At 64.2% G+C, this 24,003-nt stretch carries 34 protein-coding genes; 30 read left to right on the top strand and 4 right to left on the bottom strand.

Annotated elements, in window-relative coordinates:
- The 27 genes from rplD (at position 1) to HU230_RS16950 (ending at position 15,072) form a co-directional block, all read left to right on the top strand.
- On the top strand, positions 1-621 hold the full coding sequence (gene rplD / locus HU230_RS17080) for a 50S ribosomal protein L4 (RefSeq protein WP_173637158.1): 621 nt from the start codon (positions 1-3) through the stop codon (positions 619-621).
- A complete protein-coding gene (locus HU230_RS17075; RefSeq protein ID WP_176530646.1) occupies positions 618-917 on the top strand; it encodes a 50S ribosomal protein L23 in 300 nt (99 codons plus the stop codon). Before rplD ends, HU230_RS17075 begins: the two co-directional genes overlap by 4 nt.
- A 12-nt stretch (positions 918-929) precedes the next feature.
- Positions 930-1,763: a 50S ribosomal protein L2 gene (gene rplB / locus HU230_RS17070; RefSeq protein ID WP_176530647.1), complete on the top strand. Its 834-nt coding sequence runs from the start codon at positions 930-932 to the stop codon at positions 1,761-1,763.
- A 12-nt stretch (positions 1,764-1,775) separates the two neighbouring features.
- Complete coding sequence (gene rpsS, locus HU230_RS17065) at positions 1,776-2,054, top strand: 30S ribosomal protein S19 (protein ID WP_018272137.1); 279 nt, start codon at positions 1,776-1,778, stop codon at positions 2,052-2,054.
- A 10-nt stretch (positions 2,055-2,064) separates the two neighbouring features.
- Positions 2,065-2,451 carry a 50S ribosomal protein L22 gene (gene rplV / locus HU230_RS17060; protein ID WP_018272136.1) on the top strand — a complete coding sequence of 129 codons (387 nt, stop codon included), beginning with the start codon at positions 2,065-2,067 and terminating at the stop codon, positions 2,449-2,451.
- Positions 2,452-2,471: 20 nt separating this feature from the next.
- Positions 2,472-3,173, top strand: a complete 702-nt coding sequence (rpsC, locus tag HU230_RS17055; RefSeq protein ID WP_018272135.1) for a 30S ribosomal protein S3 — start codon at positions 2,472-2,474, stop codon at positions 3,171-3,173.
- 30 nt (positions 3,174-3,203) lie between these two features.
- A complete protein-coding gene (gene rplP, locus HU230_RS17050; RefSeq protein WP_016843752.1) occupies positions 3,204-3,617 on the top strand; it encodes a 50S ribosomal protein L16 in 414 nt (137 codons plus the stop codon).
- Between the two features lie 5 nt (positions 3,618-3,622).
- A complete protein-coding gene (gene rpmC / locus HU230_RS17045) occupies positions 3,623-3,829 on the top strand; it encodes a 50S ribosomal protein L29 (protein WP_021081654.1) in 207 nt (68 codons plus the stop codon).
- Between the two features lie 10 nt (positions 3,830-3,839).
- Positions 3,840-4,088: a 30S ribosomal protein S17 gene (rpsQ, locus tag HU230_RS17040; RefSeq protein ID WP_092114991.1), complete on the top strand. Its 249-nt coding sequence runs from the start codon at positions 3,840-3,842 to the stop codon at positions 4,086-4,088.
- 76 nt (positions 4,089-4,164) lie between these two features.
- A complete protein-coding gene (gene rplN, locus HU230_RS17035) occupies positions 4,165-4,533 on the top strand; it encodes a 50S ribosomal protein L14 (protein WP_011473865.1) in 369 nt (122 codons plus the stop codon).
- Positions 4,533-4,847, top strand: coding sequence for a 50S ribosomal protein L24 (gene rplX / locus HU230_RS17030; protein ID WP_173637157.1), 315 nt, complete (start codon positions 4,533-4,535; stop codon positions 4,845-4,847). Before rplN ends, rplX begins: the two co-directional genes overlap by 1 nt.
- Positions 4,840-5,397, top strand: a complete 558-nt coding sequence (gene rplE, locus HU230_RS17025; protein ID WP_097675079.1) for a 50S ribosomal protein L5 — start codon at positions 4,840-4,842, stop codon at positions 5,395-5,397. Before rplX ends, rplE begins: the two co-directional genes overlap by 8 nt.
- A gap of 46 nt (positions 5,398-5,443) precedes the next feature.
- Complete coding sequence (gene rpsN, locus HU230_RS17020) at positions 5,444-5,749, top strand: 30S ribosomal protein S14 (RefSeq protein ID WP_092114988.1); 306 nt, start codon at positions 5,444-5,446, stop codon at positions 5,747-5,749.
- 16 nt (positions 5,750-5,765) lie between these two features.
- Positions 5,766-6,164, top strand: coding sequence for a 30S ribosomal protein S8 (rpsH, locus tag HU230_RS17015; RefSeq protein ID WP_021081651.1), 399 nt, complete (start codon positions 5,766-5,768; stop codon positions 6,162-6,164).
- Positions 6,165-6,178: 14 nt separating this feature from the next.
- On the top strand, positions 6,179-6,712 hold the full coding sequence (gene rplF, locus HU230_RS17010) for a 50S ribosomal protein L6 (protein ID WP_092114986.1): 534 nt from the start codon (positions 6,179-6,181) through the stop codon (positions 6,710-6,712).
- A gap of 11 nt (positions 6,713-6,723) precedes the next feature.
- Complete coding sequence (gene rplR, locus HU230_RS17005) at positions 6,724-7,083, top strand: 50S ribosomal protein L18 (RefSeq protein WP_029081760.1); 360 nt, start codon at positions 6,724-6,726, stop codon at positions 7,081-7,083.
- Between the two features lie 58 nt (positions 7,084-7,141).
- Positions 7,142-7,717 (top strand): 30S ribosomal protein S5, encoded by a 576-nt coding sequence (gene rpsE / locus HU230_RS17000; RefSeq protein WP_028349043.1) that lies wholly within the window; start codon positions 7,142-7,144, stop codon positions 7,715-7,717.
- Positions 7,718-7,756: 39 nt separating this feature from the next.
- Positions 7,757-7,948 carry a 50S ribosomal protein L30 gene (gene rpmD / locus HU230_RS16995; RefSeq protein ID WP_092114985.1) on the top strand — a complete coding sequence of 64 codons (192 nt, stop codon included), beginning with the start codon at positions 7,757-7,759 and terminating at the stop codon, positions 7,946-7,948.
- Positions 7,949-7,969: 21 nt separating this feature from the next.
- The gene (rplO, locus tag HU230_RS16990) at positions 7,970-8,455 is read left to right on the top strand and encodes a 50S ribosomal protein L15 (RefSeq protein WP_176530648.1); all 486 of its coding nucleotides are present in this window, start codon (positions 7,970-7,972) and stop codon (positions 8,453-8,455) included.
- A 158-nt stretch (positions 8,456-8,613) separates the two neighbouring features.
- Positions 8,614-9,948: a preprotein translocase subunit SecY gene (secY, locus tag HU230_RS16985; RefSeq protein WP_176530649.1), complete on the top strand. Its 1,335-nt coding sequence runs from the start codon at positions 8,614-8,616 to the stop codon at positions 9,946-9,948.
- Positions 9,949-10,019: 71 nt separating this feature from the next.
- Positions 10,020-10,913 carry an adenylate kinase gene (locus HU230_RS16980; RefSeq protein WP_176530650.1) on the top strand — a complete coding sequence of 298 codons (894 nt, stop codon included), beginning with the start codon at positions 10,020-10,022 and terminating at the stop codon, positions 10,911-10,913.
- A 191-nt stretch (positions 10,914-11,104) separates the two neighbouring features.
- On the top strand, positions 11,105-11,473 hold the full coding sequence (gene rpsM, locus HU230_RS16975; protein ID WP_176530651.1) for a 30S ribosomal protein S13: 369 nt from the start codon (positions 11,105-11,107) through the stop codon (positions 11,471-11,473).
- 115 nt (positions 11,474-11,588) lie between these two features.
- Positions 11,589-11,978 (top strand): 30S ribosomal protein S11, encoded by a 390-nt coding sequence (rpsK, locus tag HU230_RS16970; protein ID WP_006021048.1) that lies wholly within the window; start codon positions 11,589-11,591, stop codon positions 11,976-11,978.
- A gap of 118 nt (positions 11,979-12,096) precedes the next feature.
- The gene (locus tag HU230_RS16965) at positions 12,097-13,128 is read left to right on the top strand and encodes a DNA-directed RNA polymerase subunit alpha (protein WP_092114981.1); all 1,032 of its coding nucleotides are present in this window, start codon (positions 12,097-12,099) and stop codon (positions 13,126-13,128) included.
- 209 nt (positions 13,129-13,337) lie between these two features.
- On the top strand, positions 13,338-13,754 hold the full coding sequence (rplQ, locus tag HU230_RS16960; protein WP_176530652.1) for a 50S ribosomal protein L17: 417 nt from the start codon (positions 13,338-13,340) through the stop codon (positions 13,752-13,754).
- Between the two features lie 217 nt (positions 13,755-13,971).
- Positions 13,972-14,766 carry an SDR family NAD(P)-dependent oxidoreductase gene (locus HU230_RS16955; protein WP_176530653.1) on the top strand — a complete coding sequence of 265 codons (795 nt, stop codon included), beginning with the start codon at positions 13,972-13,974 and terminating at the stop codon, positions 14,764-14,766.
- A gap of 9 nt (positions 14,767-14,775) precedes the next feature.
- Positions 14,776-15,072, top strand: coding sequence for a DUF1330 domain-containing protein (locus HU230_RS16950; RefSeq protein ID WP_176530654.1), 297 nt, complete (start codon positions 14,776-14,778; stop codon positions 15,070-15,072).
- Here HU230_RS16950 and HU230_RS16945 read toward each other — a convergent pair.
- The 3 genes from HU230_RS16945 to HU230_RS16935 all read right to left on the bottom strand — a co-directional run bounded on the left by HU230_RS16945 (position 15,069) and on the right by HU230_RS16935 (position 18,648).
- On the bottom strand, positions 15,069-16,196 hold the full coding sequence (locus HU230_RS16945) for an Rv3169 family protein (RefSeq protein ID WP_176530655.1): 1,128 nt from the start codon (positions 16,194-16,196) through the stop codon (positions 15,069-15,071). The two genes, HU230_RS16950 and HU230_RS16945, sit on opposite strands and share 4 nt — an antisense overlap.
- A gap of 60 nt (positions 16,197-16,256) precedes the next feature.
- Positions 16,257-17,336 (bottom strand): phosphotransferase, encoded by a 1,080-nt coding sequence (locus HU230_RS16940; protein ID WP_176530656.1) that lies wholly within the window; start codon positions 17,334-17,336, stop codon positions 16,257-16,259.
- 298 nt (positions 17,337-17,634) lie between these two features.
- Positions 17,635-18,648 carry a zinc-binding alcohol dehydrogenase family protein gene (locus tag HU230_RS16935; protein WP_176530657.1) on the bottom strand — a complete coding sequence of 338 codons (1,014 nt, stop codon included), beginning with the start codon at positions 18,646-18,648 and terminating at the stop codon, positions 17,635-17,637.
- 118 nt (positions 18,649-18,766) lie between these two features.
- Here HU230_RS16935 and HU230_RS16930 point away from each other — a divergent pair, with 118 nt between their 5' ends.
- A complete protein-coding gene (locus HU230_RS16930; protein ID WP_176530658.1) occupies positions 18,767-19,147 on the top strand; it encodes a winged helix-turn-helix transcriptional regulator in 381 nt (126 codons plus the stop codon).
- A 70-nt stretch (positions 19,148-19,217) separates the two neighbouring features.
- On the opposite strand, the gene HU230_RS16925 is transcribed toward HU230_RS16930, so the two are convergent.
- Complete coding sequence (locus HU230_RS16925; protein WP_176530659.1) at positions 19,218-20,795, bottom strand: OprO/OprP family phosphate-selective porin; 1,578 nt, start codon at positions 20,793-20,795, stop codon at positions 19,218-19,220.
- 290 nt (positions 20,796-21,085) lie between these two features.
- On the opposite strand from HU230_RS16925, the gene HU230_RS16920 reads away from it, so the two are divergent.
- Together HU230_RS16920 and HU230_RS16915 are read left to right on the top strand one after the other, a co-directional pair.
- Positions 21,086-22,498, top strand: a complete 1,413-nt coding sequence (locus HU230_RS16920) for a DegQ family serine endoprotease (protein WP_176530660.1) — start codon at positions 21,086-21,088, stop codon at positions 22,496-22,498.
- On the top strand, positions 22,495-23,829 hold the full coding sequence (locus HU230_RS16915; protein WP_176530661.1) for a replication-associated recombination protein A: 1,335 nt from the start codon (positions 22,495-22,497) through the stop codon (positions 23,827-23,829). The genes HU230_RS16920 and HU230_RS16915 overlap by 4 nt, the downstream gene beginning before the upstream one ends.
- Positions 23,830-24,003 lie beyond the last annotated feature (174 nt).

The raw sequence follows: 24,003 nt of genomic DNA, 5'->3' as shown, positions 1-24,003 counted from the left end.
ATGGAACTGAAAGTCACCACCCTTGAAGGCAAGGACGCCGGCTCGGTTCAGCTGTCGGACGAGATCTTTGGTCTCGAGCCGCGCAAGGACATCATCCAGCGTTGCGTGCAGTGGCAGCTCAACAAGCGCCAGGCCGGTACCCACAAGGCGCAGGGCCGCGCCGACGTCTGGCGCACCGGCAAGAAGATGTACAAGCAGAAGGGCACCGGCGGCGCCCGTCACGGCTCGGCCCGCGTGCCGCAGTTCCGCGGCGGTGGCCGTGCGTTCGGTCCGGTGGTTCGCTCCCATGCGACCGACCTGCCGAAGAAGGTGCGGGCGCTCGCGCTGAAGCATGCGCTGTCGGCCAAGGCCAAGGACGGCGGGCTGATCGTGATCGACAATGCGCAGCTCGAGGCCGCCAAGACCAAGGCGCTGCTTGGTCACTTCTCGGGCCTCGGCCTGACCAACGCGCTGATCATCGACGGTGCGGAGCTGCACAACGGTTTCGCGACCGCGGCCCGCAACATCCCGAACATCGACGTGCTGCCGATCCAGGGCATCAACGTCTACGACATTCTCCGCCGCCACAAGCTGGTGCTGACCAAGGCTGCGGTTGATGCGCTGGAGGCGCGCTTCAAATGAAGAACATCGATCCGCGCCACTACGACGTCATCATCTCGCCGGTCGTGACGGAAAAGGCGACGCTCGCCTCCGAGCACAACAAGGTTATGTTCAAGGTCGCCGGCAAGGCGACCAAGCCGCAGATCAAGGAAGCGGTCGAGAAGCTGTTCGACGTCAAGGTGAAGAGCGTCAACACTCTCGTTCGCAAGGGCAAGACCAAGATGTTCCGCGGCAATCTCGGCTCGCATTCGGACTCCAAGCGCGCGATCGTGACCCTTGAAGAGGGTCACCGCATCGACGTGACTACCGGACTATAAGGCGCAACGACGATGGCATTGAAAACCTACAATCCCACGACGCCGGGCCAGCGCCAGCTGGTCATGGTCGATCGTTCGGCGCTCTACAAGGGCAAGCCGGTGAAGACCCTGACCGAGGGCAAGCTCGGCAATGGCGGTCGCAACAACACCGGTCGCATCACCGTGCGTTTCCGCGGCGGCGGCCACAAGAAGGCCTACCGCACCGTCGACTTCCGCCGCGACAAGGTGGACATGCCGGCGGTCGTGGAGCGGCTCGAGTACGATCCGAACCGCACCGCGTTCATCGCGCTGATCAAGTATCAGGACGGCGAGCTGGCCTACATCCTGGCGCCGCAGCGCCTGGCGGCGGGCGACACCGTCGTCGCCGGCTACTATGTCGACGTGAAGCCGGGCAACGTCATGCCGCTCGGCAACATGCCGGTCGGCACGATCGTGCACAACATCGAGCTGAAGATCGGCAAGGGCGGCCAGCTGGCGCGCTCCGCCGGCACCTACGCCCAGATCGTCGGCCGCGACCAGGACTATGTGATCGTCCGCCTGAACTCGGGCGAGCAGCGTCTCGTGCACGGCCGTTGCCGCGGCACCATCGGCGCGGTCTCGAACCCGGATCACATGAACATCTCGATCGGCAAGGCCGGTCGTACCCGCTGGCTCGGCTGGCGTCCGCACAACCGCGGCGTCGTCATGAACCCGATCGATCATCCGCACGGCGGTGGTGAAGGTCGTACCTCGGGCGGTCGTCACCCGGTCACTCCGTGGGGCAAGCCGACCAAGGGCAAGAAGACCCGCACCAACAAGTCGACCAACAAATTCATTCTCCTCAGCCGCCACAAGCGGAAGAAGTAAGGAACGCCGGACATGGTTCGTTCAGTCTGGAAAGGCCCGTTCGTCGAGGGTTCTCTGCTCAAGAAGGCAGATGCCGCGCGCGCGTCCGGCCGTCACGACGTCATCAAGATCTGGAGCCGTCGCTCCACCATCCTGCCGCAGTTCGTCGGCCTGACCTTCGGTGTCTACAACGGCCAGAAGCATGTGCCGGTGGCGATCAACGAGGAAATGGTGGGTCACAAGTTCGGCGAGTTCTCGCCGACCCGGACCTTCCACGGCCACTCGGGCGACAAGAAAGCCAAGAAGGCTTGAGGAATAGACGATGAGCAAACCAAAGCGCGAACGTAGCCTCGCGGACAATGAGGCCAAGGCCGTCGCCCGCATGCTGCGCGTCAGCCCGCAGAAGCTCAACCTGGTGGCGCAACTGATCCGCGGCCGCAAGGCATCGGCTGCGCTCGCCGACCTGCAGTTCTCGCGCAAGCGGATCGCGGTCGACGTCAAGAAGTGCCTGGAATCGGCGATCGCGAACGCCGAGAACAACCATGACCTCGATGTCGACGATCTCGTCGTTGCCGAGGCGCATGTCGGCAACGGCATCGTGATGAAGCGTTTTGCTCCGCGCGGCCGTGGCCGTTCGGGCCGTGTGTTCAAACCGTTCTCGCACCTGACCATCGTGGTTCGTCAGGTCGAGGCCGAGGCAAGCGCCTAAGAAGGGCGCAGGAGAAGACGATGGGTCAAAAGATCAATCCAATCGGGCTGCGTCTCGGCATCAACCGGACCTGGGACTCCCGTTGGTTCGCCGGCAAGCAGGAATACGGCAAGCTCCTGCACGAGGACGTCAAGATCCGCGAGATCCTGCACAAGGAGCTCAAGCAGGCGGCTGTCGCCCGCATCGTGATCGAGCGCCCGCACAAGAAGTGCCGCGTGACGATCCACTCGGCCCGTCCGGGTGTCGTGATCGGCAAGAAGGGCGCCGACATCGACAAGCTGCGCAAGAAGGTTGCCGACATCACCTCGTCGGACGTCGTGATCAACATCGTCGAAATCCGCAAGCCGGAGCTCGATGCGACCCTGGTCGCTGAATCGATCGCCCAGCAGCTCGAGCGCCGCGTTGCGTTCCGCCGCGCCATGAAGCGCGCCGTGCAGTCGGCGATGCGTCTCGGTGCCGAGGGCATCCGCATCAACTGCTCGGGCCGTCTCGGCGGCGCCGAAATCGCGCGCATGGAGTGGTATCGCGAAGGTCGCGTGCCGCTGCATACGCTGCGCGCCGACGTCGACTACGGCGTTGCCACCGCGTTCACGACCTTCGGCACCTGCGGCGTCAAGGTCTGGATCTTCAAGGGCGAGATCCTCGAGCACGATCCGATGGCCCAGGACAAGAAGATGGCCGAGGGCGACAACACGCCGCGTTCGCGCCGCGACGCCGCTTGAGGCAAAGCAGGAATTTGAGGGCTTAAAGCCATGATGCAACCTAAGAAGACGAAGTTCCGGAAGGCGCATAAGGGCCGTATCCACGGCGTTGCGACCTCTGGCGCGACGTTGGCGTTCGGCCAGTTCGGCCTGAAGGCGATGGAGCCTGAGCGCGTCACCGCCCGTCAGATCGAAGCCGCCCGCCGCGCGCTGACCCGTCACATGAAGCGCGCCGGCCGCGTCTGGATCCGGGTGTTCCCGGACGTGCCGGTGTCGAAGAAGCCCGCCGAAGTCCGCATGGGCTCCGGCAAGGGTGCGCCTGAATTGTGGGTGGTCCGGATCAAGCCGGGCCGCGTGATGTTCGAAATCGACGGCGTGCCGGTGCAGACCGCCAAGGAGGCGCTGTCGCTCGCCGCCGCCAAGCTGCCGATCAAGACGCGCTTCGTTGCGCGCATTGCGGAGTAATCGCCATGGCCGAGATGAAAGTTGAAGACATTCGCGCGATGAGCGACGACCAGCGGGAAGACGCGGTCCTTAACCTGAAGAAGGAACGCTTCAACCTACGTTTCCAGCGCGCCACCGGGCAGCTGGAGAACACGTCGCGGATGCGGGAAGCCCGCCGCGATATCGCTCGTATCAAGACCATCGCCGCGCAGCTGCGCGCGAAGAAGAAGTAAGGGGCCAGCTATGCCGAAACGTACTCTGCAGGGCGTGGTCGTGAGCGACAAGCAAGCCAAGACCGTGGTGGTGCGCGTTGATCGCCGCTTCACCCACCCGATCTACAAGAAGACGATCCGCCGTTCCAAGAACTACCACGCGCACGACGAGGACAACCAGTTCAAGCCGGGCGACATGGTCTGGATCGAGGAATCGAAGCCGATCTCGAAGCTGAAGCGCTGGACCGTGGTCCGGGGCGAACACAAGAAAACGGCCTGATTACTTCGGCCTGGCCGAAGACATTCAGGGAAATTTTTGGGCGCGCTAAAGCGCAGAAAGAGGACGAGGTGCATCAATGATTCAGATGCAGACCAACCTCGACGTGGCCGATAATTCAGGCGCACGCCGTGTCATGTGCATCAAGGTTCTTGGAGGTTCCAAGCGCCGCTATGCCACCGTGGGCGACGTTATCGTTGTGTCGATCAAGGAAGCCATTCCGCGTGGCAAGGTGAAGAAGGGCGACGTGATGAAGGCCGTCGTGGTCCGGGTCCGCAAGGACATCCGCCGCGCCGACGGTTCGGTCATCCGTTTCGACCGCAACGCCGCCGTGCTGATCAACAATCAGTCCGAGCCGGTCGGCACCCGTATCTTCGGGCCGGTGCCGCGCGAGCTGCGCGCCAAGAACCACATGAAGATCATTTCGCTTGCGCCGGAGGTGCTGTGATGGCTGCCAAGATCCGCAAGGGCGACAAGGTGATGGTGCTCACCGGGCGCGACAAGGGTCGCACCGGCGAGGTGTTCGAGGTGCGTCCGGACGAGAACAAGGCTCTCGTTCGCGGCATCAACATGGTGAAGCGTCACCAGAAGCAGAGCCAGACCCAGGAAGGCGGCATCATCTCCAAGGAGATGCCGATCGACCTGTCCAACATTGCGTATGTCGGCAAGGACGGAAAGCCGACCCGCATTGGGTTCAAGATTCATGCCGATGGCAAGAAGGTTCGTGTTGCCAAGAGCTCGGGAGCAGAGATCGATGGCTGAGACAGCTTACACGCCGCGCCTGCGCGCGGAGTATGACAAGAAGATCCGCGGCATGATGACCGAGAAGTTCGGTTATGCCAACGTGATGCAGGTGCCGCGCCTCGACAAGGTCGTGCTCAACATGGGCGTCGGCGATTCCGTCAACGACCGCAAGAAGGCCGAGACCGCCGCTGCCGAGCTGAGCCAGATCGCCGGCCAGAAGGCGATCGTGACCTATTCGCGGATCGCGATCGCGACCTTCAAGCTGCGTGAGAATCAGCCGATCGGCTGCAAGGTCACGCTGCGCAAGGCCCATATGTACGAGTTCATCGACCGCCTGGTGAACGTGGCGCTGCCCCGCGTCCGCGACTTCCGCGGCCTGAACCCGAAGAGCTTCGACGGCCGTGGCAACTATTCGCTCGGCATCAAGGAGCACATCATTTTCCCCGAGATCGACTTCGACAAGGTCTCGGAAGCGCGTGGCATGGACATCACGGTCTGCACCACCGCCAAGACCGACGATGAGGCGCGCGCCTTGTTGACCGCTTTCAATTTCCCGTTCCGGCAGTGAGTAGCTGAGCCAAAGCCACTCAAACGCGGATACCCAGGAGCCAAGCATGGCAAAGAAGAGTTCGATCGAGAAGAACAACCGGCGCAAGCGGATGGCGAAGAACGCTGCCCCGCAGCGCGAGAAGCTGAAGGCGATCATCGCCGACAAGACCAAGCCGATGGAAGAGCGCTTCGCGGCGACGCTGAAGCTCGCCGAGATGCCGCGCAACTCGTCGCCGACGCGCATCCGCAACCGTTGCGAGCTGACCGGGCGTCCGCGCTCGATCTATCGCAAGAACAAGCTCTCGCGCATCGCGCTGCGTGAACTCGGCTCCAAGGGCCTGGTTCCCGGCCTCGTGAAGTCGAGCTGGTAAGGGGAGGGTCGGAACAATGTCTACGCACGATCCGATCAGCGATCTCATCACCCGCATCCGCAACGCGCAGATGCGTTCGAAGTCCAAGGTCTCGAGCCCCGGCTCGAAGATGCGCGCCAACGTGCTCGAAGTGCTGAAGTCCGAGGGTTACATCCGCGGCTACGCCAGCGTCGAGCATGCCTCGGGCCGCAGCGAGCTCGAGATCGAGCTGAAGTATTTCGACGGCGAGCCCGTCATCCGCGAGATCGAGCGGGTGTCGAAGCCGGGCCGCCGCGTTTACGCCTCGGTGAAGAACCTGCCGCGCGTGAACAACGGTCTCGGCATTTCGGTGTTGTCGACGCCGAAGGGAATCATGGCTGACCACGAGGCGCGCGACGCCAACGTGGGCGGCGAAGTTCTCTTCACGGTGTTCTGAGGAAGGATTTTACGATGTCACGTATCGGCAAGAGGCCGGTGGCGATCCCGTCGGGTGTGACGGCAAGCGTCGAGGGCCAGACGGTGAAGGTGAAGGGGCCGAAGGGCCAGCTTCAGTTCGTCGTGCATGACGACGTCGAGGTGAAGTTCGAGAACGGCCAGGTCAAGGTCGCCCCGCGCGTCAAGACCAACCGCGCGCAGGCGATGTACGGCACCGCGCGCGCGCAGGTCGCCAACCTCGTCGAGGGCGTCACGAAGGGCTTCGAGAAGAAGCTCGAGATCACCGGCGTCGGCTACCGCGCCGCGATGCAGGGCAAGAACCTGCAGCTCGCGCTCGGCTACAGCCACGACGTGGTTTACGCGATCCCGGAAGGCATCACCATCGCGGTGCCGAAGCCGACCGAGATCACGATCACCGGCAACGATCCGCAGCGCGTCGGCCAGGTCGCCGCCGAGATCCGCGCCTACCGTCCGCCGGAGCCCTACAAGGGCAAGGGCGTGAAGTACGCTAACGAATTCATCTTCCGCAAGGAAGGCAAGAAGAAGTAACGGAGCCGGTCATGTCACTCAAGGTTACGAATGCCCGGCGCAAGCAGCGCGTCCGCCTTGCGCTTCGCCGCTCGGCAGGCGGCCGTCCGCGGCTGTCGGTGTTCCGCTCGTCCAAGCACATCTACGCCCAGGTCATCGACGACCAGAAGGGCGAGACGCTCGCGTCCGCCTCGTCGCTGGAGAAGAACCTGCGCGACGCCGGCAAGACCGGCGCCGACATCGATGCGGCGAAGGCCGTCGGCAAGCTGCTGGCGGAACGCGCGGCGCAGAAGGGTGTCAAGGAAGTCGTGTTCGATCGCGGCGCCTACATCTATCACGGGCGCGTCAAGGCGCTCGCGGATGCGGCGCGCGAAGGCGGATTGAGCTTCTAAACTTTACGAACGATTACCAGGATAGAGGCGTCAGGCCTCCTAGAGATTGGAAAACACCATGGCAGGTGAACGCGAACGCGGCGGACGCGAACGGAGCAGGGATCGCGAGGAGCGCGACAGCGAGTTCGTCGACAAGCTCGTCCACATCAATCGCGTGGCGAAGGTCGTCAAGGGCGGCAAGCGCTTCGGCTTTGCGGCGCTGGTCGTGATCGGCGATCAGAAGGGCCGGGTCGGTTTCGGCCACGGCAAGGCGCGCGAAGTTCCGGAAGCGATCCGCAAGGCGACCGAATCGGCGAAGCGCAACCTGACGCGGGTCGCGCTGCGCGAAGGCCGCACGCTGCATCACGACATCGCCGGCCGTCACGGCGCCGGCCGCGTCTATCTGCGTGCCGCTCCGGCCGGTACCGGCATCATCGCCGGCGGCCCGATGCGCGCGGTGTTCGAGACGCTCGGCATCCAGGACGTGGTGGCGAAGTCGATCGGCTCGTCGAATCCCTACAACATGGTTCGCGCAACCTTCGACGCGCTGAAGCATCAGGATTCGCCGCGCTCGGTGGCTGCGCGCCGCAACATCAAGGTCTCCACCCTGCAGTCGCGCCGCGTCGGCGGTGACGCCGAAGTGGTGGCGGAATAACAACGCGCGCTTCTCGAAGCGCTATTCGGAGTTACTGTCATGGCCCAGGCCAGCAAGACCATCAAGGTCGAGCAGATCGGCAGCGCAATCCGCCGCCATCACTCGCAGCGTTCGACGCTGATCGGCCTCAAGCTCAACAAGATCGGCCGGGTTGCCGAGCTGCAGGACACCCCTGAAGTTCGCGGCATGATCAGCAAAGTCCAGCATCTCGTCCGCGTCGTCGGCGAGTAAGCAGAGATAAGGAGAAGGGCGATGAAGCTCAGCGATATCGCCGACAACGCCGGCTCGCGCAAGAAGCGCATGCGTGTCGGCCGTGGCATCGGTTCCGGCAAGGGCAAGACCTCGGGCCGCGGCGGCAAGGGCCAGACCGCGCGTTCGGGCGTCCGCATCAAGGGTTTCGAAGGCGGCCAGATGCCGATGCATCGCCGTCTGCCGAAGCGCGGCTTCAACAACATCTTCCGGCTCGACTTCGCCGAGATCAATCTCGACCGTCTCCAGGAAGCGATCGACAACAAGCTGGTCGATGCGAGCGCGACGGTGAACGTCGAGTCGCTGGTGAAGGCCGGCGTGCTGCGCCGCGCCAAGGACGGCCTGCGGCTGCTCGGCCGCGGCGAGATCAAGACCAAGCTGACCATCGAGGCGCACGGCGCTTCCAAGTCGGCCATTGCTGCGGTCGAGAAGGCCGGCGGCTCGGTCAAGATCCTGGCCCCCGCCAAGGACGAAGGCGAGGCGGCGTAACATCTGCGTCATTGCCCGCGGCCTGCGCGGGCAATCCGCAGATCGAATGATGGACTTATCGAGGCCGAGCACCAGATAATGTCCGGTGTCTGCCGACGGCCCGAAAGAACGAGTTTCTTGGGGGCGTCGGCGAAGCGGGCTCCGGGAGAAAGCCGAACATGGTCTCAGCAGCCGAACAACTTGCCGCAAACCTCAATTTCGGACAGCTGGCGAAAGCCGACGAGCTGAAGAAGCGCATCTGGTTCACCCTGGGTGCGCTGCTTGTTTATCGGCTGGGCACCTATATCCCGCTGCCGGGCATCGATCCCAACATCTGGGAGCAGGTGTTCCGCAGCCAGTCCGGCGGCATCCTCGGCATGTTCAACATGTTCGCCGGCGGCGGCATCCACCGCATGGCGATCTTTGCGCTGAACATCATGCCGTACATCTCGGCATCGATCATCGTACAGCTGCTGACCACCGTGTCGCCGCAGCTCGAGGCGCTCAAGAAGGAAGGCGAGGCGGGCCGCAAGACGCTGAACCAGTACACCCGCTATCTGACGGTGATCCTGGCGCTGTTCCAGTCCTACGGCATCGCGATCGGCCTCGAAGGCGCCGGCAACGTCGTCAGCGACCCCGGCATGTTCTTCCGGATCTCGACCGCGATCACGCTGACCGGCGGCACCATGTTCCTGATGTGGCTCGGCGAGCAGATCACCTCGCGCGGCATCGGCAACGGTATCTCGCTGATCATCCTGTCCGGCATCGTCGCCGAGCTGCCGTCGGCGCTCGCCAACATGCTGGAACTCGGCCGCCAGGGCGCGATGTCGACCGGCTTGATCCTGATCGTTATCGTGATGGCGGTCGCCGTGATCGCCTTCATCGTGTTCATGGAGCGGGCGCAGCGCCGGCTGCTGATCCAGTATCCGAAGCGCCAGGTCGGCAACAAGATGTTCGAGGGCCAGTCCTCGCATCTGCCGCTCAAGCTCAACACCTCGGGTGTGATTCCGCCGATCTTCGCCTCGTCGCTGCTGCTGCTGCCGACCACGGTTGCGAACTTCAACGCCGGCAAGGGGCCGGAGTGGTTCCAGTGGCTCACCACCCAGCTCAGCCATGGCCGGCCGCTGTTCCTGCTCATGTATCTCGCGCTGATCGTGTTCTTCGCGTTCTTCTACACCGCGATCGTGTTCAACCCGACCGAGACCGCGGATAATCTGAAGAAGCATGGCGGCTTTGTCCCGGGCATCCGGCCCGGTGAGCGCACCGCCGAATACATCGACTACGTGCTGTCGCGCATCACGGTGCTCGGTGCGATCTATCTCGCGATCGTCTGCCTGATCCCCGAAATTCTGATTTCCTACGCCTCGGTCCCATTCTACTTTGGTGGCACCTCGCTTTTGATCGTCGTCAGTGTAACGATGGATACGGTGTCGCAGGTTCAGGGCTATCTGCTCGCCCATCAGTATGAAGGGCTGATCAGGAAGTCGAAGCTCAGGGGAGGCCGCCGCCGCTGATCGCGGTGCGGCTTCAAACTCAAAACACAGGTGTGCGGACGTCGCCCACCTAGCCGGGGGGCGAAACAGATATGAGATTAATCCTTTTGGGGCCGCCGGGCTCGGGCAAGGGAACCCAGGCACAGCGGCTGGTGCACCGGCATGGCATCGTTCAGCTCTCGACCGGCGAGATGCTGCGCGCAGCCGCTGCCGCGGGCACCCCGGTCGGCTTGCAGGCCAAGGAGATCATGGCCAATGGCGGCCTGGTTCCCGACGAGATCGTGGTGGGAATCATCGCCGACCGAATCGAGGAGCCTGACGCGAAGAAGGGCTTCATCCTCGACGGCTTCCCGCGCACGGTGCCGCAGGCGGAGGCGCTCGACGAGCTGCTCCGGAAAAAGCACCTCAAGCTCGACGCCGTCGTCGAACTGCGCGTCAACGAGAGTGCGCTGCTCGCCCGCGTCGAGAAGCGTGCCGAGGAAACCCGGGCGCGCGGCGAGGAAGTGCGCCTCGACGATACACCGGAAGTGCTGACCAGGCGCCTGGCGCAGTACCGCTCGCTGACGGAACCGCTGATTCACTATTATTCGGAGCGGCGGAAGCTTCTGACGGTCGATGGCATGATGACCATCGAGCACGTCACCCGCGAGATCAACCGGATCCTGACCGCGCTCGGCGCGCTGGAACCGAAGGAGCACGAGGAGCCCAAGAGCGCCTCGAAGGCGTCCAAGACGGCTAAGAAGACCGCGACGAAGGCGACCAGGAAGGCAGCCGAATCGGCCAGTAAGGCCGCCAAGGGAGCCTCAAAGCCGGCCTCCAAGGTCAAAGCTGCCAAGAAGGCTGCCAAGAAAACGGCGAAGCAACCGGCCAAGAAGACCGTGAAGAAGGCCGCAAAGCAGGCCGCCCGTACGGCGAATGCCCGGAAGGGGGCAAAGGCCGCCAAAAAGGCAGCAAAAAGGCTCACGAAAAAGCGAGCTAAACGCTAGGAGCGGTTGACGAAACCGACATGAATCCTTTAATAAGCCCCGCATCCAAGTTGGATAGTTTGATGACGATGCCGGGCCCCGAAGGACATCAGGGGAAGGGCGTCGTGTTCGCGTTTGTGGACACAAGCCCGCAGAGAGCAAGAACTTGAGAAGCCCGCATCCGTGATGGAGCGGCGACAGGAGAGAAGTCCGTGGCCCGTATTGCCGGCGTCAACATTCCTACCAACAAGCGCGTGCTGATCGCGCTTCAGTACATCCATGGTATCGGCCAGAAGAATGCGGCCGACATCATCGAGAAGGTCAAGATCCCGGCGGACCGTCGCGTCAGCCAGTTGACCGACCAGGAGGTCCTGCAGATCCGCGAAGTCATCGACCGCGACTATATGGTCGAGGGCGACCTCCGTCGCGAGGTCGGCATCAACATCAAGCGGCTGATGGACCTCGGCTGCTATCGCGGCCTGCGCCATCGCCGTGGTCTGCCGGTGCGCGGTCAGCGCACCCACACCAATGCGCGCACGCGCAAAGGCCCGGCCAAGGCAATCGCCGGCAAGAAGAAGTAAGTTTCGCGAATTGCAGGTGGGGAGTAGCGAATTAAAATTCGCTGCTCGCCATTTGCGTTTTGAGGTGTAGCCGCTGGCACTACGGCGGCGCTTGAGATCACAGGAAAGGTTTGAAATGGGCAAGGAAGCCACCCGCGTACGTCGCCGCGAACGCAAGAACATCGCCTCCGGTATCGCGCACGTGAATTCGTCGTTCAACAACACGACCATCACCATCACCGACGCGCAGGGCAACACCATCGCCTGGTCGTCGGCCGGCACGATGGGCTTCAAGGGCTCGCGCAAGTCGACCCCCTATGCCGCGCAGGTCGCGGCCGAAGACGTCTCCAAGAAGGCGCAGGAACACGGCATGCGTACGCTGGAGGTTGAAGTGGCCGGCCCGGGTTCGGGCCGTGAGTCGGCGCTCCGTGCGCTGCAGGCTGCGGGCTTCACCGTCACCTCGATCCGCGACGTGACCACGATCCCGCACAATGGCTGCCGTCCGCGCAAGCGTCGGCGCGTTTGATCTGTAAGTCGCGGGCGGCCTCCAGCCGCCCTGCGATCGTTTTTGGAATTGACCGCGCGGACTGTTCCGCGATCTCCAACGCCAGGTTCGGCCATTCGACGGGCCCGACGACTGGCCCATGGGTGAACAAGTGACGATCCAGAAAAATTGGCAAGAACTCATTCGACCGAACAAGCTGCAGGTGACGCCGGGCTCGGACGCGAGCCGGTTCGCCACCGTGGTCGCCGAGCCGCTCGAGCGCGGCTTCGGCCAGACGCTCGGCAACGCGCTGCGCCGCATCCTGCTGTCCTCGCTCCAGGGCGCGGCGGTGCAGTCGGTGCATATCGACGGCGTGCTGCACGAGTTCTCCTCGATCGCCGGTGTCCGTGAAGACGTCACCGACATCGTCCTCAACATCAAGGACATCTCGATCAAGATGCAGGGCGAAGGCCCGAAGCGCATGGTCGTGAAGAAGCAGGGCCCCGGCGCCGTCACCGCCGGCGACATCCAGACCGTCGGCGATGTCACCGTGCTCAATCCCGACCTGCAGCTCTGCACGCTGGACGATGGCGCCGAGATCCGCATGGAGTTCACGGTCGCGACCGGCAAGGGCTATGTCGCCGCCGAGCGCAACCGGCCTGAGGATGCGCCGATCGGCCTGATCCCGGTCGACAGCCTGTTCTCGCCGGTCCGCAAGGTTTCCTACAAGGTCGAGAACACCCGTGAGGGCCAGATCCTCGACTACGACAAGCTGACCATGACGATCGAGACCAACGGCGCGATCACGCCGGAGGACGCGGTGGCCTACGCTGCGCGCATCCTGCAGGATCAGCTCAACGTGTTCGTCAACTTCGAGGAGCCGCGCAAGGAAGTCACGCAGGAGATCATCCCCGATCTCGCGTTCAACCCGGCGTTCCTCAAGAAGGTCGACGAGCTCGAGCTGTCGGTGCGTTCGGCAAACTGCCTGAAGAACGACAACATCGTCTACATCGGCGACCTCGTGCAGAAGTCGGAAGCGGAAATGCTCCGCACCCCGAACTTCGGCCGCAAGTCGCTGAACGAGATCAAGGAAGTGCTGGCCCAGATGGGTCTGCACCTCGGCATGGAAGTGCCGGGCTGGCCGCCGGAGAACATCGACGAGCTCGCCAAGCGCTTCGAGGATCACTACTGATCCGATTTCACCGTCGTGGCCGGAGCATCTCCGGCCACGATTTTTTGCGCAGCATGATCCCGGAAAAGTGCGGAGCGGTTTTCCGGAAGGATTATGCTCAAACGAGATAGCATAAGCGCGCTAAGGCGCTTTGCGGGCGAACGCAGGATGCCCACCTGCAAAAACTTGTCGCTGAACCACCGCGGCAGAATTGAAGAAGGAATAAGTCAATGCGTCACGGCAAGGTTCATCGGAAGCTCAACCGCACCGCCGAGCACCGGCGTGCGATGTTCGCCAACATGGCGGCCGCGCTGATCAAGCACGAGCAGATCGTCACCACGCTGCCGAAGGCCAAGGAGCTGCGGCCGATCGTCGAGAAGCTCGTCACCCTCGGCAAGAAGGGTGGGCTGGCCCTGCGCCGCCAGGCGATCTCCGAGCTGCGCGACCTCGACCAGGTCAAGAAGCTGTTCGACACGCTGGCGACCCGCTACAAGGACCGCCAGGGCGGCTACACCCGCATCATCAAGGCCGGCTTCCGCTACGGCGACAACGCGGCGATGGCCGTGATCGAGTTCGTCGACCGCGACGTCGATGCCAAGGGCCAGGACTCCGGTCCGGCCCAGGGCAAGGAAGCCGAGGCGGCGTAACGCCGCTCTCGCCGAGGCGGCTAGACCGCTATCGAGCCAGGTTTTGAAGACGGCGCCTTCGGGCGCCGTTTTTTATTTTGCGCGGCGCTCCATCCCAGTGGTCGTCCTGGCTTTCGCCAGGACGAGATGTCTTCAAGTTCCTCACGCGTCGGTGAGGTGCAATTGCTATGCGTGATCCTACGCCCGATATCTCCATTCACATCAATGGAGATGACAAATGAAAATCGACCTTTCCGGAAAGACTGCACTGGTGACCGGCTCGACCGCGGGCATCGGCAACGCCATCGCCAGGGGGCTGGCCGAGACCGGCGCCGAGGTCGTCATCAACGGCCGCAGCCAGGCCAAGGTCGATGCAGCGGTTGCTGCGATCGTCAAGGCGGTGGCGGGCGCAAAAGTCCGCGGCATCGCCGCCGACGTCTCGACGTCGGCCGGTTGCAAGGCGCTGCTCGCCGCGCTGCCCGAGGTCGACATCCTCGTCAACAATGCCGGCATCTTCGAGCCGAAGGCGTTCTTCGACATTCCCGACGAGGACTGGAGCCGCTTCTTCGAGGTCAACGTGATGTCGGGCGTGCGGCTGTCGCGCGGCTACATGCAGGGCATGCTGAAGCGCAACTGGGGCCGCATCGTCTTCATCTCCTCGGAATCCGGCCTCAACATCCCGACCGAGATGATCCACTACGGCACGACCAAGACTGCGCAGCTTGCGATCGCACGCGGGCTCGCGCAGCTGACCCGCGGCACCGCGGTCACCGTCAACTCCGTGCTGCCCGGACCGACGATGTCTGAAGGCGTCGAGACCTTCGTCAAGGATCTCGCCCAGCAGAACGGCCAGTCGGTCGAGGAAGCCGCCTCCAACTTCGTCAAGCAGCACCGGCCGACCTCGCTGTTGCAGCGCTTTGCCAGCACCGAGGAGATCGCCAATCTCGTCGTCTATGTCTGCTCGAAGCAGGCCTCCGCGACCAACGGCGCGGCGCTGCGCGCCGAGGGCGGCATCGTCAATACCATCGCCTGAGGTGCGGCCATGTCAGCCTATGCGATTTCCGAGGTCGACGTGAAGGATGCCGCGGATTTCGAGGCCTATCGCACCATCGCCGCCAAGGCCATCGCGCAATTTGGCGGGCGCTATCTGGTGCGCGGCGGTGCGGCCGACGTGGTAGAAGGCGGGCCGCCGCCGAAGAGCATCATCGTCGTCGAATTCCCGTCGATGACGCGGCTGCGCGAGTGGTACGCATCGCCGGAATATGCCGAGGCGCTCAAGCATCGGCGGACCGCGCTGGACCGCCGGCTGATCTTCGTCGAAGGCGTGCCGCCGAGCTAACCCTTGGCGCCGTCGAGAAACTCGCTGAAGCCCGAGGGCCGATAGGGGCCGAAGCATATCTGCTCCAGGACGCCGATACCCGTCCGGTCGCCCTGGCGGGCGCGCACCACCTGTTGCACGTGCACGTTCTCGCGGGCCAGCGGATCAAGTGTCATCGGATCGAACGACTCGCCGCCGATCTCGAGCTCGCCCTTCCACATGCCCTGGCCCCATTGCTGATGACCGTAGCCGAGGCCCTTCATCTGGAATTTCAGGATCGGGTCGAGCGCGATGGTGGAGGTGTGGCCGTCGATATCGACCAGGTCGATTTCAGCGGACTGCGCCAGCCGGGTGTTCGGGACGTATTTGACACGGTGCCGCGCGGTCGCCATGCGGCGGTCGCGCCCATCGACGACCCCGGGGATCTCGGCCTCGCTTCGGTAGAGCGGCGCGGTGATGCCCTCGCGGACCAGCGCCTCGCCCTGCGTCCCGTCGAAGAAGATGGCGTGCGAGATGTGGTCGTCCCAGACCAACGGGGCCCAGAGGAAGAACACGCTCGGCGGCGGCATCGGCGCGCCGCCGACATCGCTTTCGCCGACATTGCGAACGCCCCAGGAGCGATCCTTGGTGCCGTAGCACGTGTGATCGTCGACTTTGATCTCGCCATCGGGGTGGCGCACGACGCCGCTCCAGCGGCCGAACTGGTCGAACCGGGTCGAGTCCATCGCGCGGCGGTCGCCGGACCAAAGCGTCTGCCGTGCTTCCTGGATCGCGGCCGTGCGTGCGGAGAAGGTCAAATCGCAGGCGAGACCCGTTGCATTGTCGTCGAGCACGACCCGCGTCCGCCGCATCGGCTCGATGACCTCCAGCCTGAACGGGCCGACCTGCATCTCGGTGCGCTCGAGCGGCGCCCGCCGCGAACCGTAGAAGCAATGCTGCCGTCCACCACGCTCCACGACGCTGAAGGCGCAATCGAGGATCTTGCGGTGCGGGTAGATCGCGATGCCGATGCCGAAATAATACGCGCCGTCGGCGGTGTAGCCGTTGAACCAGGTTCGGTCATAGACATTGCGGTCGCTGGTCGAGGGAACCGCAATCGGCTCCGGCGTCTGGTGGATGGGGAAGTCGTCCAGTTTGTTGAGCACGCCGATCCCTTTCGCTGTCTTGACGTTGTCTTCACGGGAACCATTTCGCCCGATCGCGCTTCAGTCTTGCCAGTATGAAAAACTGTCGTGGTCCAGCGCTTGCGCGCAGGCGCCACGGGTCATTTTCAGGAACAGTGCGTCGCCCCGCTCGGAGCGCTGGACGCTGAGCGCCGAGACGACGCCCATCATGATGCCATGCAGCGTGTAGCGCCGGTAATCCCGCCAGCAATCATCCCAGCCATAGTCCCGCACGCCGCGCCGGATCAGCTCGGAATGATAGAACCGCACCAGATCGGCTTCATGAAGCCGCCGCTCGGACGGATCGACACCGGCCGACAGGAAATAGGCAACGTCGACGATGCCTGGCCCCACCGTCAGCGTCTGCCAATCCAGCGTGGCCATCGGACGGGTGTTGCCGCGCACCTCGAACAGCATGTTGTCGAGCCGGAAGTCCGCGTGCTGCAGCGTTCGCGGCACCGATCGATCGGACTGGTAGCGCGGTATCGCGTCCGGAAGCCGGTCGATCAGATCCAGGAATTCCGGTTCGATTACGCCGTGATATCGCTCCTTGTAGTGACCGATGATGGCGGGCAGCACCGCGCGAAGATCCCTGCGCCGGCTTGCGGCGACCACGAAGCATTGCACCGCGTCGAGCGTCGGGTCGTTCCATCGCGGCGCATGCAGCGCGGCGGCCTCGGCCATCGCCGTCAGGCAGTCCGCGATCGCGCATCCGGCGAGCTGGTCGCCCGGGCGTGCGGGCGCCAGATCTTCCAGGATCAGTGTGAAGTCGTCGGTGGCAGGATCGATTTCGGCGAGGATCGGCCGCGGGGTGTGAATGTCGACGGTGGCCGCCAGCTCGCGATAGAACGCGACCTCGCGGATGTAGAGCGTGTGCGCGGAACCGGAGCGGCGGCTGTCGGGATCTGCGGCCGGGAATTTGCCGACGACGCTTAAGGGCGCGTTCGGCTCATCGCCGTCATAGGTCAGATGAAATCGATAGCTGTCGCCGACGAGGCCATTGCCGACCGGCTTGCAGACGAGTTCGACGACCTTCACCTGGTCGATCGCACCGGCTTCGCGCAGCGCCTGCGTCATCCACTCCGGATCGATCCGCGACGGATCGGCCGTGAGCAAACTCATCGGTTTCCTCCCATCCCCGCGTATCCCCTTGGGGCGTCACCACCGTTTCGGCCGCGTGTTGCACGGCCGGATTGAGGACGGGGTGATCGTTGCGCAAATCATACAGGCGATGTCATGGCTTTGGCAAAAGCCACGCGCCGGCCTGTGGGGATATCTCGCGAGTTGCGTAGGTGCGTAGGGCGGGTTAGCGCCAGCGTAACCTGCCGCTTCTGCTGGTGGGATGGTGGATTACGCCTTCCCCCTTCGCTCGTTGAGCTTCGACGGACGCTGCCTGCCAATCCACCCTACGCAGCGACTCCTACCAGCCCTCCAGCACGATCTTGCCGCGCGACTTGCCGCTTTCCAGCAGCGCATGGGCGCGCTTGAGGTTGGCGGCGTTGATGGTGCCGAAGGTCTGGTCGAGCGTGGTGCGCAGCACGCCCTTGTCGATCAGGTCGGCAACGTCGTTGAGCAGATGATGCTGCGCGATCATGTCAGGCGTCTGGAACGATGAGCGCGTGAACATCGATTCCCAGTGTACCGACACCGCCTTGCCCTTGAACACGGCGACGTTGAATTCGGCGGGATCGTCGATCAGGCCGAACTTGCCTTGCGGCGCGATGAAGTCGGCGATCGACTTGTAGTGCTGGTCGGTGAAGGTGAGGCTGGCGACGAGGCCGACCGGCGGCAGCCTCAAGCTCTCGATCTGCTCCTTCATCGGCTGCGAGTGATCGATCACCGCATGCGCACCGAGATCGCGGCACCACTTCTGAGACTCCGGCCGCGTCGCGGTCGCAACCACGGTCAGCCCGGTGAGGCGGCGCGCGAGCTGGATCAGGATCGAGCCGACGCCGCCGGCGCCGCCGGTGATCAGCAGCGTACGCGGATCGAGGCTCTTGCCCGGCACCGCGCCGAGCCGATCGAACAGCAGCTCCCACGCGGTGATCGAGGTCAGGGGCAGGGCGGCGGCCTGCGCGAAGGAGAGCGATGCCGGCTTTTTGCCGACGATGCGCTCGTCCACCAGATGAAATTCCGAATTGGTGCCCTGGCGCTGGATCGAGCCCGCGTAGAACACTTCATCGCCGGGCTTGAAGAGCGAGACGTCGGGCCCGACGGTATCGACCACGCCGGCCGCGTCGAAGCCGAGGATCTTGTAGCTGCCGTCGTTCGGCGCCGCGCGCTTGCGCACCTTGTAGTCGACCGGGTTGGCCGAGACGGCCTTCACCGCGACCCTGACGTCGCGTCCCTTCGGTTCGGGCTTGGCGATCTCGAAATCGACGAGCGAATCCGCCGCCTCGATCGGCAGCGATTTTTGATATCCGACGGCCTTCATGCCTGGTCTCCGTGGTGGGCGATTGCCTGCCGCCTTACCTGTCGTGCTGGCGTCCTTTTGGCAAGTACTGTAAAATCAGGGAACTAGTCCCTGTTTGTATACTATTGGAAAATTACCGATGAAACGGAAGAATTTCGCGCGCCGGCCGGGCTGCGCGGTCGAGGCGGCGCTCGACCTGATCGACGGCAAATGGAAGGGCGTGATCCTGTATCACCTGCAGGCCGGCACCCAGCGCTTCGGCGAGCTGCGGCGGCGGATGCCCGGCATCACCCAGCGCATGCTGACCAAGCAGCTGCGGGCGCTGGAGGACGACGGCCTCGTGACCCGCAAGGTCTACGCCGAGGTGCCGCCGCGGGTCGAATACACGCTCTCCGAACTCGGCGAGAGCCTGCGCCCGGTGATCGATATTTTGAAAGCCTGGGGCGAGGGCCATCAGGAACGGCTGTCCTGTGCGCCGGCGCCGGAAGTCGTTGTGAAGAAGTCGAAGCGCGCGGCCTGACAATTTGTAATGAAGAAGGCCGGGAGCGATGTCGCTCCCGGCCTTTGTTGTCGGCGCTGATCAGATTGCGTCAGAACGCAACCTGCGTGCGCAGCGCGACTGCGTCGAACTTCGAGCCGGCATCCACAGGCGATGTCGCCGAGGCCTGCTTGGCGATGTCTCCGTGCAGGTAGTTCAGCATGAAGCGGACGTTGTTGTTGACGTACCAGTTCAGCGCGGCGGTGTAGACGGTCTGCCGTCCGCCCGCGATGCCGACGGCCTGGCCGACCTGGTCGTTGAGGTTCATCGTGCTGACGCGGCCGGCGATTTCCCACGCGCCCATGCCGCCGCCGGCAAGCGAGAACGGATCGTGCGGCTTGATACCGCCATAGGAGGCCGTTGCCGGATTGTAGGCGTGATTCTCGCCGGTCAGCACGTAGCCGACCTGCGCGTAACCGCCGTCGAATTTCAGGCTCGGCGCGCCGAACGGCGGCAGCCCGGTATTCGCAGAGCGGTCGACATTGAACCAATAGTACTCGCCTTGTGCGATGAACGGGCCGTAGGTCGCTGCCGCCTCGACGCCGTAGACCTGCGCGCCCGAGACGTTGGCGATCGCACCGGTCGAGATCAGCGTCGTCGGGTCGATGCGCAGCTCGGGCCGGTCGTTCAGCGTGAGCGTCTGCGCCTGGGTGAGCTGGTTGCGCGGCGGCTGAACCAGCCATTCCGCATCGGCGCCGATATGCACCGAGTAGTTCTTGCCGCTGATCGGATTGCCGGCGACGCGGATGACACCGCCATACTGCTCGGACGTGCCGGCCGGCGCGGCTGACGACGCGGAGTGAATCGCGCCCGTCGTCGGTCCCGTGACATAGCCGCCGATCCAGAGCTGGTCGTTCCACCATCGGGTGCCGGCGCCCGAACGGAAGTCACCGGCCGCGATGTTCTGTGCGATGATGCCGACCGAGGCGCGCTCCATGAACAGGATGTCGTTGGAGCTCGTCGATTCGTCCAGCGTCCACGGGATGTCCATGATGCCGCCTTCGATCGCCATCTTGCCCCCGAACGGCTTGAAGCCGGTGTAGCTCAGATAGGCATTCTCGACGCCGGAGGTGCCGCCGCCAGGCAGCGATCCCGGTGCCGCGCCGCCGAAGTCGTAGATCAGCGCGTAATTCCAGTCGCCGAAGAATTTGCCGACGATGCCGATGCGGGCGCGGCGGAGGTTCTCGCCGCTGTCGAGCTTCTGCGGCGAGGTACTTGCGGTGTTCGGACGATAGTCGTAGCCGCCGACATCCCAGTGCACGCGGCTCGTGATCGCAACGCAGTTCTGTTCATCCGCAGTGCAGATCGTCGGCCGGTTGTTCGGCAGCGTCACCACGACGCCCGACGGCGCGACCGGGCCCTTGACCGGGATCGCGGCGTTGGCGCTTGCGACCCGCGCGGCCTTGGCATCCGCCGCCTTCGCGTTGGCATTCGCGCTGGCTGCGGTCGCAGTATTGGCATTGGTCTGCTTCTGCAGCTTGTCGAGCTTCTGCTCGAGCATCTTCAGCTGCTGTTTCAGCAGCGCGATCTCCGCGTCGCTGCCGCCTCCGGCCGATTGCGAATAGGCCGGAGAGGCGGCGAGCGCCCCCGCCAGCCCTATGGCGATTGCACCGACTTTTGTCGCACCCATTGTGCACCCCTGTTGTGTTTGAATTCCCCACTCACTCACTGAAACGTCCTAGGAGTTGATCGTGACTGACGCACGACAGCGCCGCCTAGCATCGCAGTTCCGCTTGTTGTCCGCGGGCAACAAGCGGAGCGGTGCAGTGAGATGACAGTCATCATAGAAGCTTGGCGGCGCGCTTCAACGCTGCTGCCGCCGGTTTTGCACCGGTCCGGCGGGGGCCAGTTATCCGGCCGGGCGCCCTTCAATTGCCCGGCGAACACGCCTATATTCCGGCGTTTCCACGAGAGGTGAGAATGCTCCGACCCGTCCGCTTCGCTGCCATATCCGCTCTGTGCACATTGGCTTTCATAGGGAATCTATCCCCGTCCGCGGCCCAGGACCGCCGCGTGCCGTCCTCGCAGGCCGAGCTCCAATTGTCCTATGCGCCGATCGTGCAGCGGGTGCAGCCGGCCGTGGTCAACGTCTACGCCGCCAAGACGGTGCAGAACCGCAATCCGTTTCTGGACGACCCGATCTTCCGCCGCTTCTTCGGCGTCCCGGGGCAACAGCCCGAGCAGATGCAGCGCTCGCTCGGCTCCGGCGTGATGGTCGATGCTTCCGGCCTCGTGGTCACAAACAATCACGTGATCGAGGGCGCCGACCAGGTGAAGGTCTCGCTCGCCGACAAGCGCGAATACGAGGCCGAGATCGTGCTGAAGGACAGCCGCACCGACCTCGCGGTGCTGCGGCTGAAGGAGACCAACAGGGAGAAGTTCGCGATGCTCGACTTCGCCAATTCGGACCAACTGCAGGTCGGCGACGTCGTGCTGGCGATCGGCAATCCGTTCGGCGTCGGCCAGACCGTGACGCACGGCATCATCTCGGCGCTGGCGCGCACGCAAGTCGGGATCACGGATTATCAATTCTTCATTCAGACCGACGCGGCGATCAATCCCGGCAATTCGGGCGGCGCGCTGGTCGACATGACCGGCCGGCTCGCCGGCATCAACACTGCGATCTTCTCGCGCTCCGGCGGTTCGCAGGGCATCGGCTTTGCAATCCCCGCCAACATGGTGCGCGTGGTGGTGGCCTCCGCCAAGAGCGGCGGCAAGGCGGTGAAGCGGCCATGGCTTGGCGCGCGGCTGCAGGCCGTCACGCCGGAGATCGCGGAGACGCTCGGGCTGAAGCTGCCGACCGGCGCGCTGGTCGCTAACGTCGCGCCGAACAGCCCGGCGGCGAAGGCCGGGCTCAAACTGTCCGATCTGATCGTCGGGATCGACGGCCAGGCTATCGACGATGCCAACGCGTTCGACTATCGCTTCGCGACCCGTCCGCTCGGCGGCAGCGCGGAGATCGAGGTGCAGCGCGCCGGCAAGCCGGTGAAGCTCACCGTGCCGCTGGAGACCGCGCCCGATACCAACCGCGACGAGATCGTGCTGACCGCGCGTTCGCCATTCCAAGGTGCCAAGGTTGCCAACATCTCGCCGGCGCTGGCCGATGAGCTGCATCTCGACGCCGGCGCCGAGGGCGTCGTCGTCACCGAGCTCGCCGATGACGGCACGGCTGCCAATGTCGGCTTCCAGAAGGGCGACATCATTCTCGCGGTCAACAATGAGAAGATCGTGCGGACCAGCGACCTCGACAAGGTATCGAAGGCGGGGTCGCGGATCTGGCGCATCACGCTGGTGCGCGGCGGCCAGCAGATCAACGTGACGCTCGGCGGATGAGCCCGAAGAGACCGCACGAAGCCAGCAATCTCTTTGCCGCGGCGGGGATGGAGCAGGACGCGCCACACCCGCTGCCGGACCGGTTGCGCCCGCGCACGCTGGCCGACGTCGTCGGTCAGGATCACATCCTCGGCCCCGACGGCGCGCTGACCCGCATGCTGGAGACGCGCACGCTGGGTTCGCTGGTGTTCTGGGGACCACCCGGCACCGGCAAGACCACCGTGGCGCGGCTTCTGGCCGACGCCACCGAGCTGCATTTCGAGCAGATCTCCGCGGTGTTCTCCGGCGTCGCCGACCTGAAGAAGGCGTTCGATGCCGCGCGGGCCCGGCGCGAGACCGGCAAGGGCACGCTGCTGTTCGTCGACGAGGTGCACAGGTTCAACCGCGCGCAACAGGATTCCTTTCTGCCGGTGATGGAGGACGGCACCGTGGTGCTGGTCGGCGCCACCACGGAGAACCCGTCCTTCGAGCTCAACGCGGCGCTGCTGTCACGGGCTCGCGTGCTGGTGTTTCATTCGCTCGATACGGCTGCGATCGAACGGCTGTTTGCCAATGCCGAGAAGATCGAGGGCAAGGCCCTGCCGCTCGATGCGGAAGCGCGCGCCGTGCTGGTGCGGATGGCCGACGGTGACGGCCGCGCCTCGCTGACATTAGCCGAAGAGGTCTGGCGCGCCGCGCGTAAGGGCGAGGTGTTCAACGCCGAGCAGTTGCAGGCCATCCTGCAGCGCCGCGCGCCGATCTACGACAAGTCGGCTGATGGTCACTACAACCTGATCTCGGCGCTGCACAAGTCGGTGCGCGGCTCCGATCCGGATGCTGCATTGTATTATCTCGCGCGCATGCTCGATGCCGGCGAGGACCCGCTGTTCCTGGCGCGACGCGTGGTGCGGATGGCCGTCGAGGACATTGGTCTCGCCGACCCGCAGGCGCTGGCGGTCTGCAACGCGGCGAAGGATGCCTATGATTTCCTGGGCTCGCCGGAGGGCGAGCTCGCGATCGCACAGGCCGTGGTCTATCTCGCCACCGCGCCGAAATCGAACGCGGTGTACACTGCGTTCGGCGCTGCGATGCAGACCGCAAAGCAGGGCGGCTCGCTGCTGCCGCCAAAACACATTCTGAATTCGCCGACCAAGCTGATGAAGTCGGAGGGCTACGGCTCCGGCTATCAGTATGATCACGACGCGCCCGACGCGTTCTCCGGCCAGGACTATTTCCCGGAAGCGCTGGGCCGCCAAACCTTCTACGATCCGCCCGACCGCGGCTTCGAGCGCGAGATCAGGAAACGGCTGGATTACTGGAACAGGCTGCGCAAGGAGCGGGGCGGGAGGTAGGACGCGTACCTATAAACCCGACGGCGTGATGCGACGAAGCTTGCGTCCGCTTGCCCCAATGACCTGATATGGCGATGGTCGAGCGGGCCTTCAGCTACGGGCCAGCAGCCAGACGTGCCCGCATATCGCGGGGAGCTATTCAAACGTGAATAGACTTCCTTCCGATAGTCGGGC

It is taken from the genome of Bradyrhizobium quebecense (assembly GCF_013373795.3).
GTDB classification, from domain to species: domain Bacteria; phylum Pseudomonadota; class Alphaproteobacteria; order Rhizobiales; family Xanthobacteraceae; genus Bradyrhizobium; species Bradyrhizobium quebecense.
This window is presented reverse-complemented; position numbering and strand designations above follow the sequence as displayed.

What these genes read in the sequence shown, in the direction of transcription:
- rplD (WP_173637158.1), top strand. Translation starts at nt 1, where the DNA reads ATGGAACTGAAAGTCACCACCCTTGAAGGCAAGGACGCCGGCTCGGTT.
- HU230_RS17075 (WP_176530646.1), top strand. Translation starts at nt 618, where the DNA reads ATGAAGAACATCGATCCGCGCCACTACGACGTCATCATCTCGCCGGTC.
- rplB (WP_176530647.1), top strand. Translation starts at nt 930, where the DNA reads ATGGCATTGAAAACCTACAATCCCACGACGCCGGGCCAGCGCCAGCTG.
- rpsS (WP_018272137.1), top strand. Translation starts at nt 1,776, where the DNA reads ATGGTTCGTTCAGTCTGGAAAGGCCCGTTCGTCGAGGGTTCTCTGCTC.
- rplV (WP_018272136.1), top strand. Translation starts at nt 2,065, where the DNA reads ATGAGCAAACCAAAGCGCGAACGTAGCCTCGCGGACAATGAGGCCAAG.
- rpsC (WP_018272135.1), top strand. Translation starts at nt 2,472, where the DNA reads ATGGGTCAAAAGATCAATCCAATCGGGCTGCGTCTCGGCATCAACCGG.
- rplP (WP_016843752.1), top strand. Translation starts at nt 3,204, where the DNA reads ATGATGCAACCTAAGAAGACGAAGTTCCGGAAGGCGCATAAGGGCCGT.
- rpmC (WP_021081654.1), top strand. Translation starts at nt 3,623, where the DNA reads ATGGCCGAGATGAAAGTTGAAGACATTCGCGCGATGAGCGACGACCAG.
- rpsQ (WP_092114991.1), top strand. Translation starts at nt 3,840, where the DNA reads ATGCCGAAACGTACTCTGCAGGGCGTGGTCGTGAGCGACAAGCAAGCC.
- rplN (WP_011473865.1), top strand. Translation starts at nt 4,165, where the DNA reads ATGATTCAGATGCAGACCAACCTCGACGTGGCCGATAATTCAGGCGCA.
- rplX (WP_173637157.1), top strand. Translation starts at nt 4,533, where the DNA reads ATGGCTGCCAAGATCCGCAAGGGCGACAAGGTGATGGTGCTCACCGGG.
- rplE (WP_097675079.1), top strand. Translation starts at nt 4,840, where the DNA reads ATGGCTGAGACAGCTTACACGCCGCGCCTGCGCGCGGAGTATGACAAG.
- rpsN (WP_092114988.1), top strand. Translation starts at nt 5,444, where the DNA reads ATGGCAAAGAAGAGTTCGATCGAGAAGAACAACCGGCGCAAGCGGATG.
- rpsH (WP_021081651.1), top strand. Translation starts at nt 5,766, where the DNA reads ATGTCTACGCACGATCCGATCAGCGATCTCATCACCCGCATCCGCAAC.
- rplF (WP_092114986.1), top strand. Translation starts at nt 6,179, where the DNA reads ATGTCACGTATCGGCAAGAGGCCGGTGGCGATCCCGTCGGGTGTGACG.
- rplR (WP_029081760.1), top strand. Translation starts at nt 6,724, where the DNA reads ATGTCACTCAAGGTTACGAATGCCCGGCGCAAGCAGCGCGTCCGCCTT.
- rpsE (WP_028349043.1), top strand. Translation starts at nt 7,142, where the DNA reads ATGGCAGGTGAACGCGAACGCGGCGGACGCGAACGGAGCAGGGATCGC.
- rpmD (WP_092114985.1), top strand. Translation starts at nt 7,757, where the DNA reads ATGGCCCAGGCCAGCAAGACCATCAAGGTCGAGCAGATCGGCAGCGCA.
- rplO (WP_176530648.1), top strand. Translation starts at nt 7,970, where the DNA reads ATGAAGCTCAGCGATATCGCCGACAACGCCGGCTCGCGCAAGAAGCGC.
- secY (WP_176530649.1), top strand. Translation starts at nt 8,614, where the DNA reads ATGGTCTCAGCAGCCGAACAACTTGCCGCAAACCTCAATTTCGGACAG.
- HU230_RS16980 (WP_176530650.1), top strand. Translation starts at nt 10,020, where the DNA reads ATGAGATTAATCCTTTTGGGGCCGCCGGGCTCGGGCAAGGGAACCCAG.
- rpsK (WP_006021048.1), top strand. Translation starts at nt 11,589, where the DNA reads ATGGGCAAGGAAGCCACCCGCGTACGTCGCCGCGAACGCAAGAACATC.
- HU230_RS16965 (WP_092114981.1), top strand. Translation starts at nt 12,097, where the DNA reads ATGGGTGAACAAGTGACGATCCAGAAAAATTGGCAAGAACTCATTCGA.
- rplQ (WP_176530652.1), top strand. Translation starts at nt 13,338, where the DNA reads ATGCGTCACGGCAAGGTTCATCGGAAGCTCAACCGCACCGCCGAGCAC.
- HU230_RS16955 (WP_176530653.1), top strand. Translation starts at nt 13,972, where the DNA reads ATGAAAATCGACCTTTCCGGAAAGACTGCACTGGTGACCGGCTCGACC.
- HU230_RS16950 (WP_176530654.1), top strand. Translation starts at nt 14,776, where the DNA reads ATGTCAGCCTATGCGATTTCCGAGGTCGACGTGAAGGATGCCGCGGAT.
- HU230_RS16940 (WP_176530656.1), bottom strand. Translation starts at nt 17,336, where the DNA reads ATGAGTTTGCTCACGGCCGATCCGTCGCGGATCGATCCGGAGTGGATG.
- HU230_RS16935 (WP_176530657.1), bottom strand. Translation starts at nt 18,648, where the DNA reads ATGAAGGCCGTCGGATATCAAAAATCGCTGCCGATCGAGGCGGCGGAT.
- HU230_RS16930 (WP_176530658.1), top strand. Translation starts at nt 18,767, where the DNA reads ATGAAACGGAAGAATTTCGCGCGCCGGCCGGGCTGCGCGGTCGAGGCG.
- HU230_RS16925 (WP_176530659.1), bottom strand. Translation starts at nt 20,795, where the DNA reads ATGGGTGCGACAAAAGTCGGTGCAATCGCCATAGGGCTGGCGGGGGCG.
- HU230_RS16920 (WP_176530660.1), top strand. Translation starts at nt 21,086, where the DNA reads ATGCTCCGACCCGTCCGCTTCGCTGCCATATCCGCTCTGTGCACATTG.
- HU230_RS16915 (WP_176530661.1), top strand. Translation starts at nt 22,495, where the DNA reads ATGAGCCCGAAGAGACCGCACGAAGCCAGCAATCTCTTTGCCGCGGCG.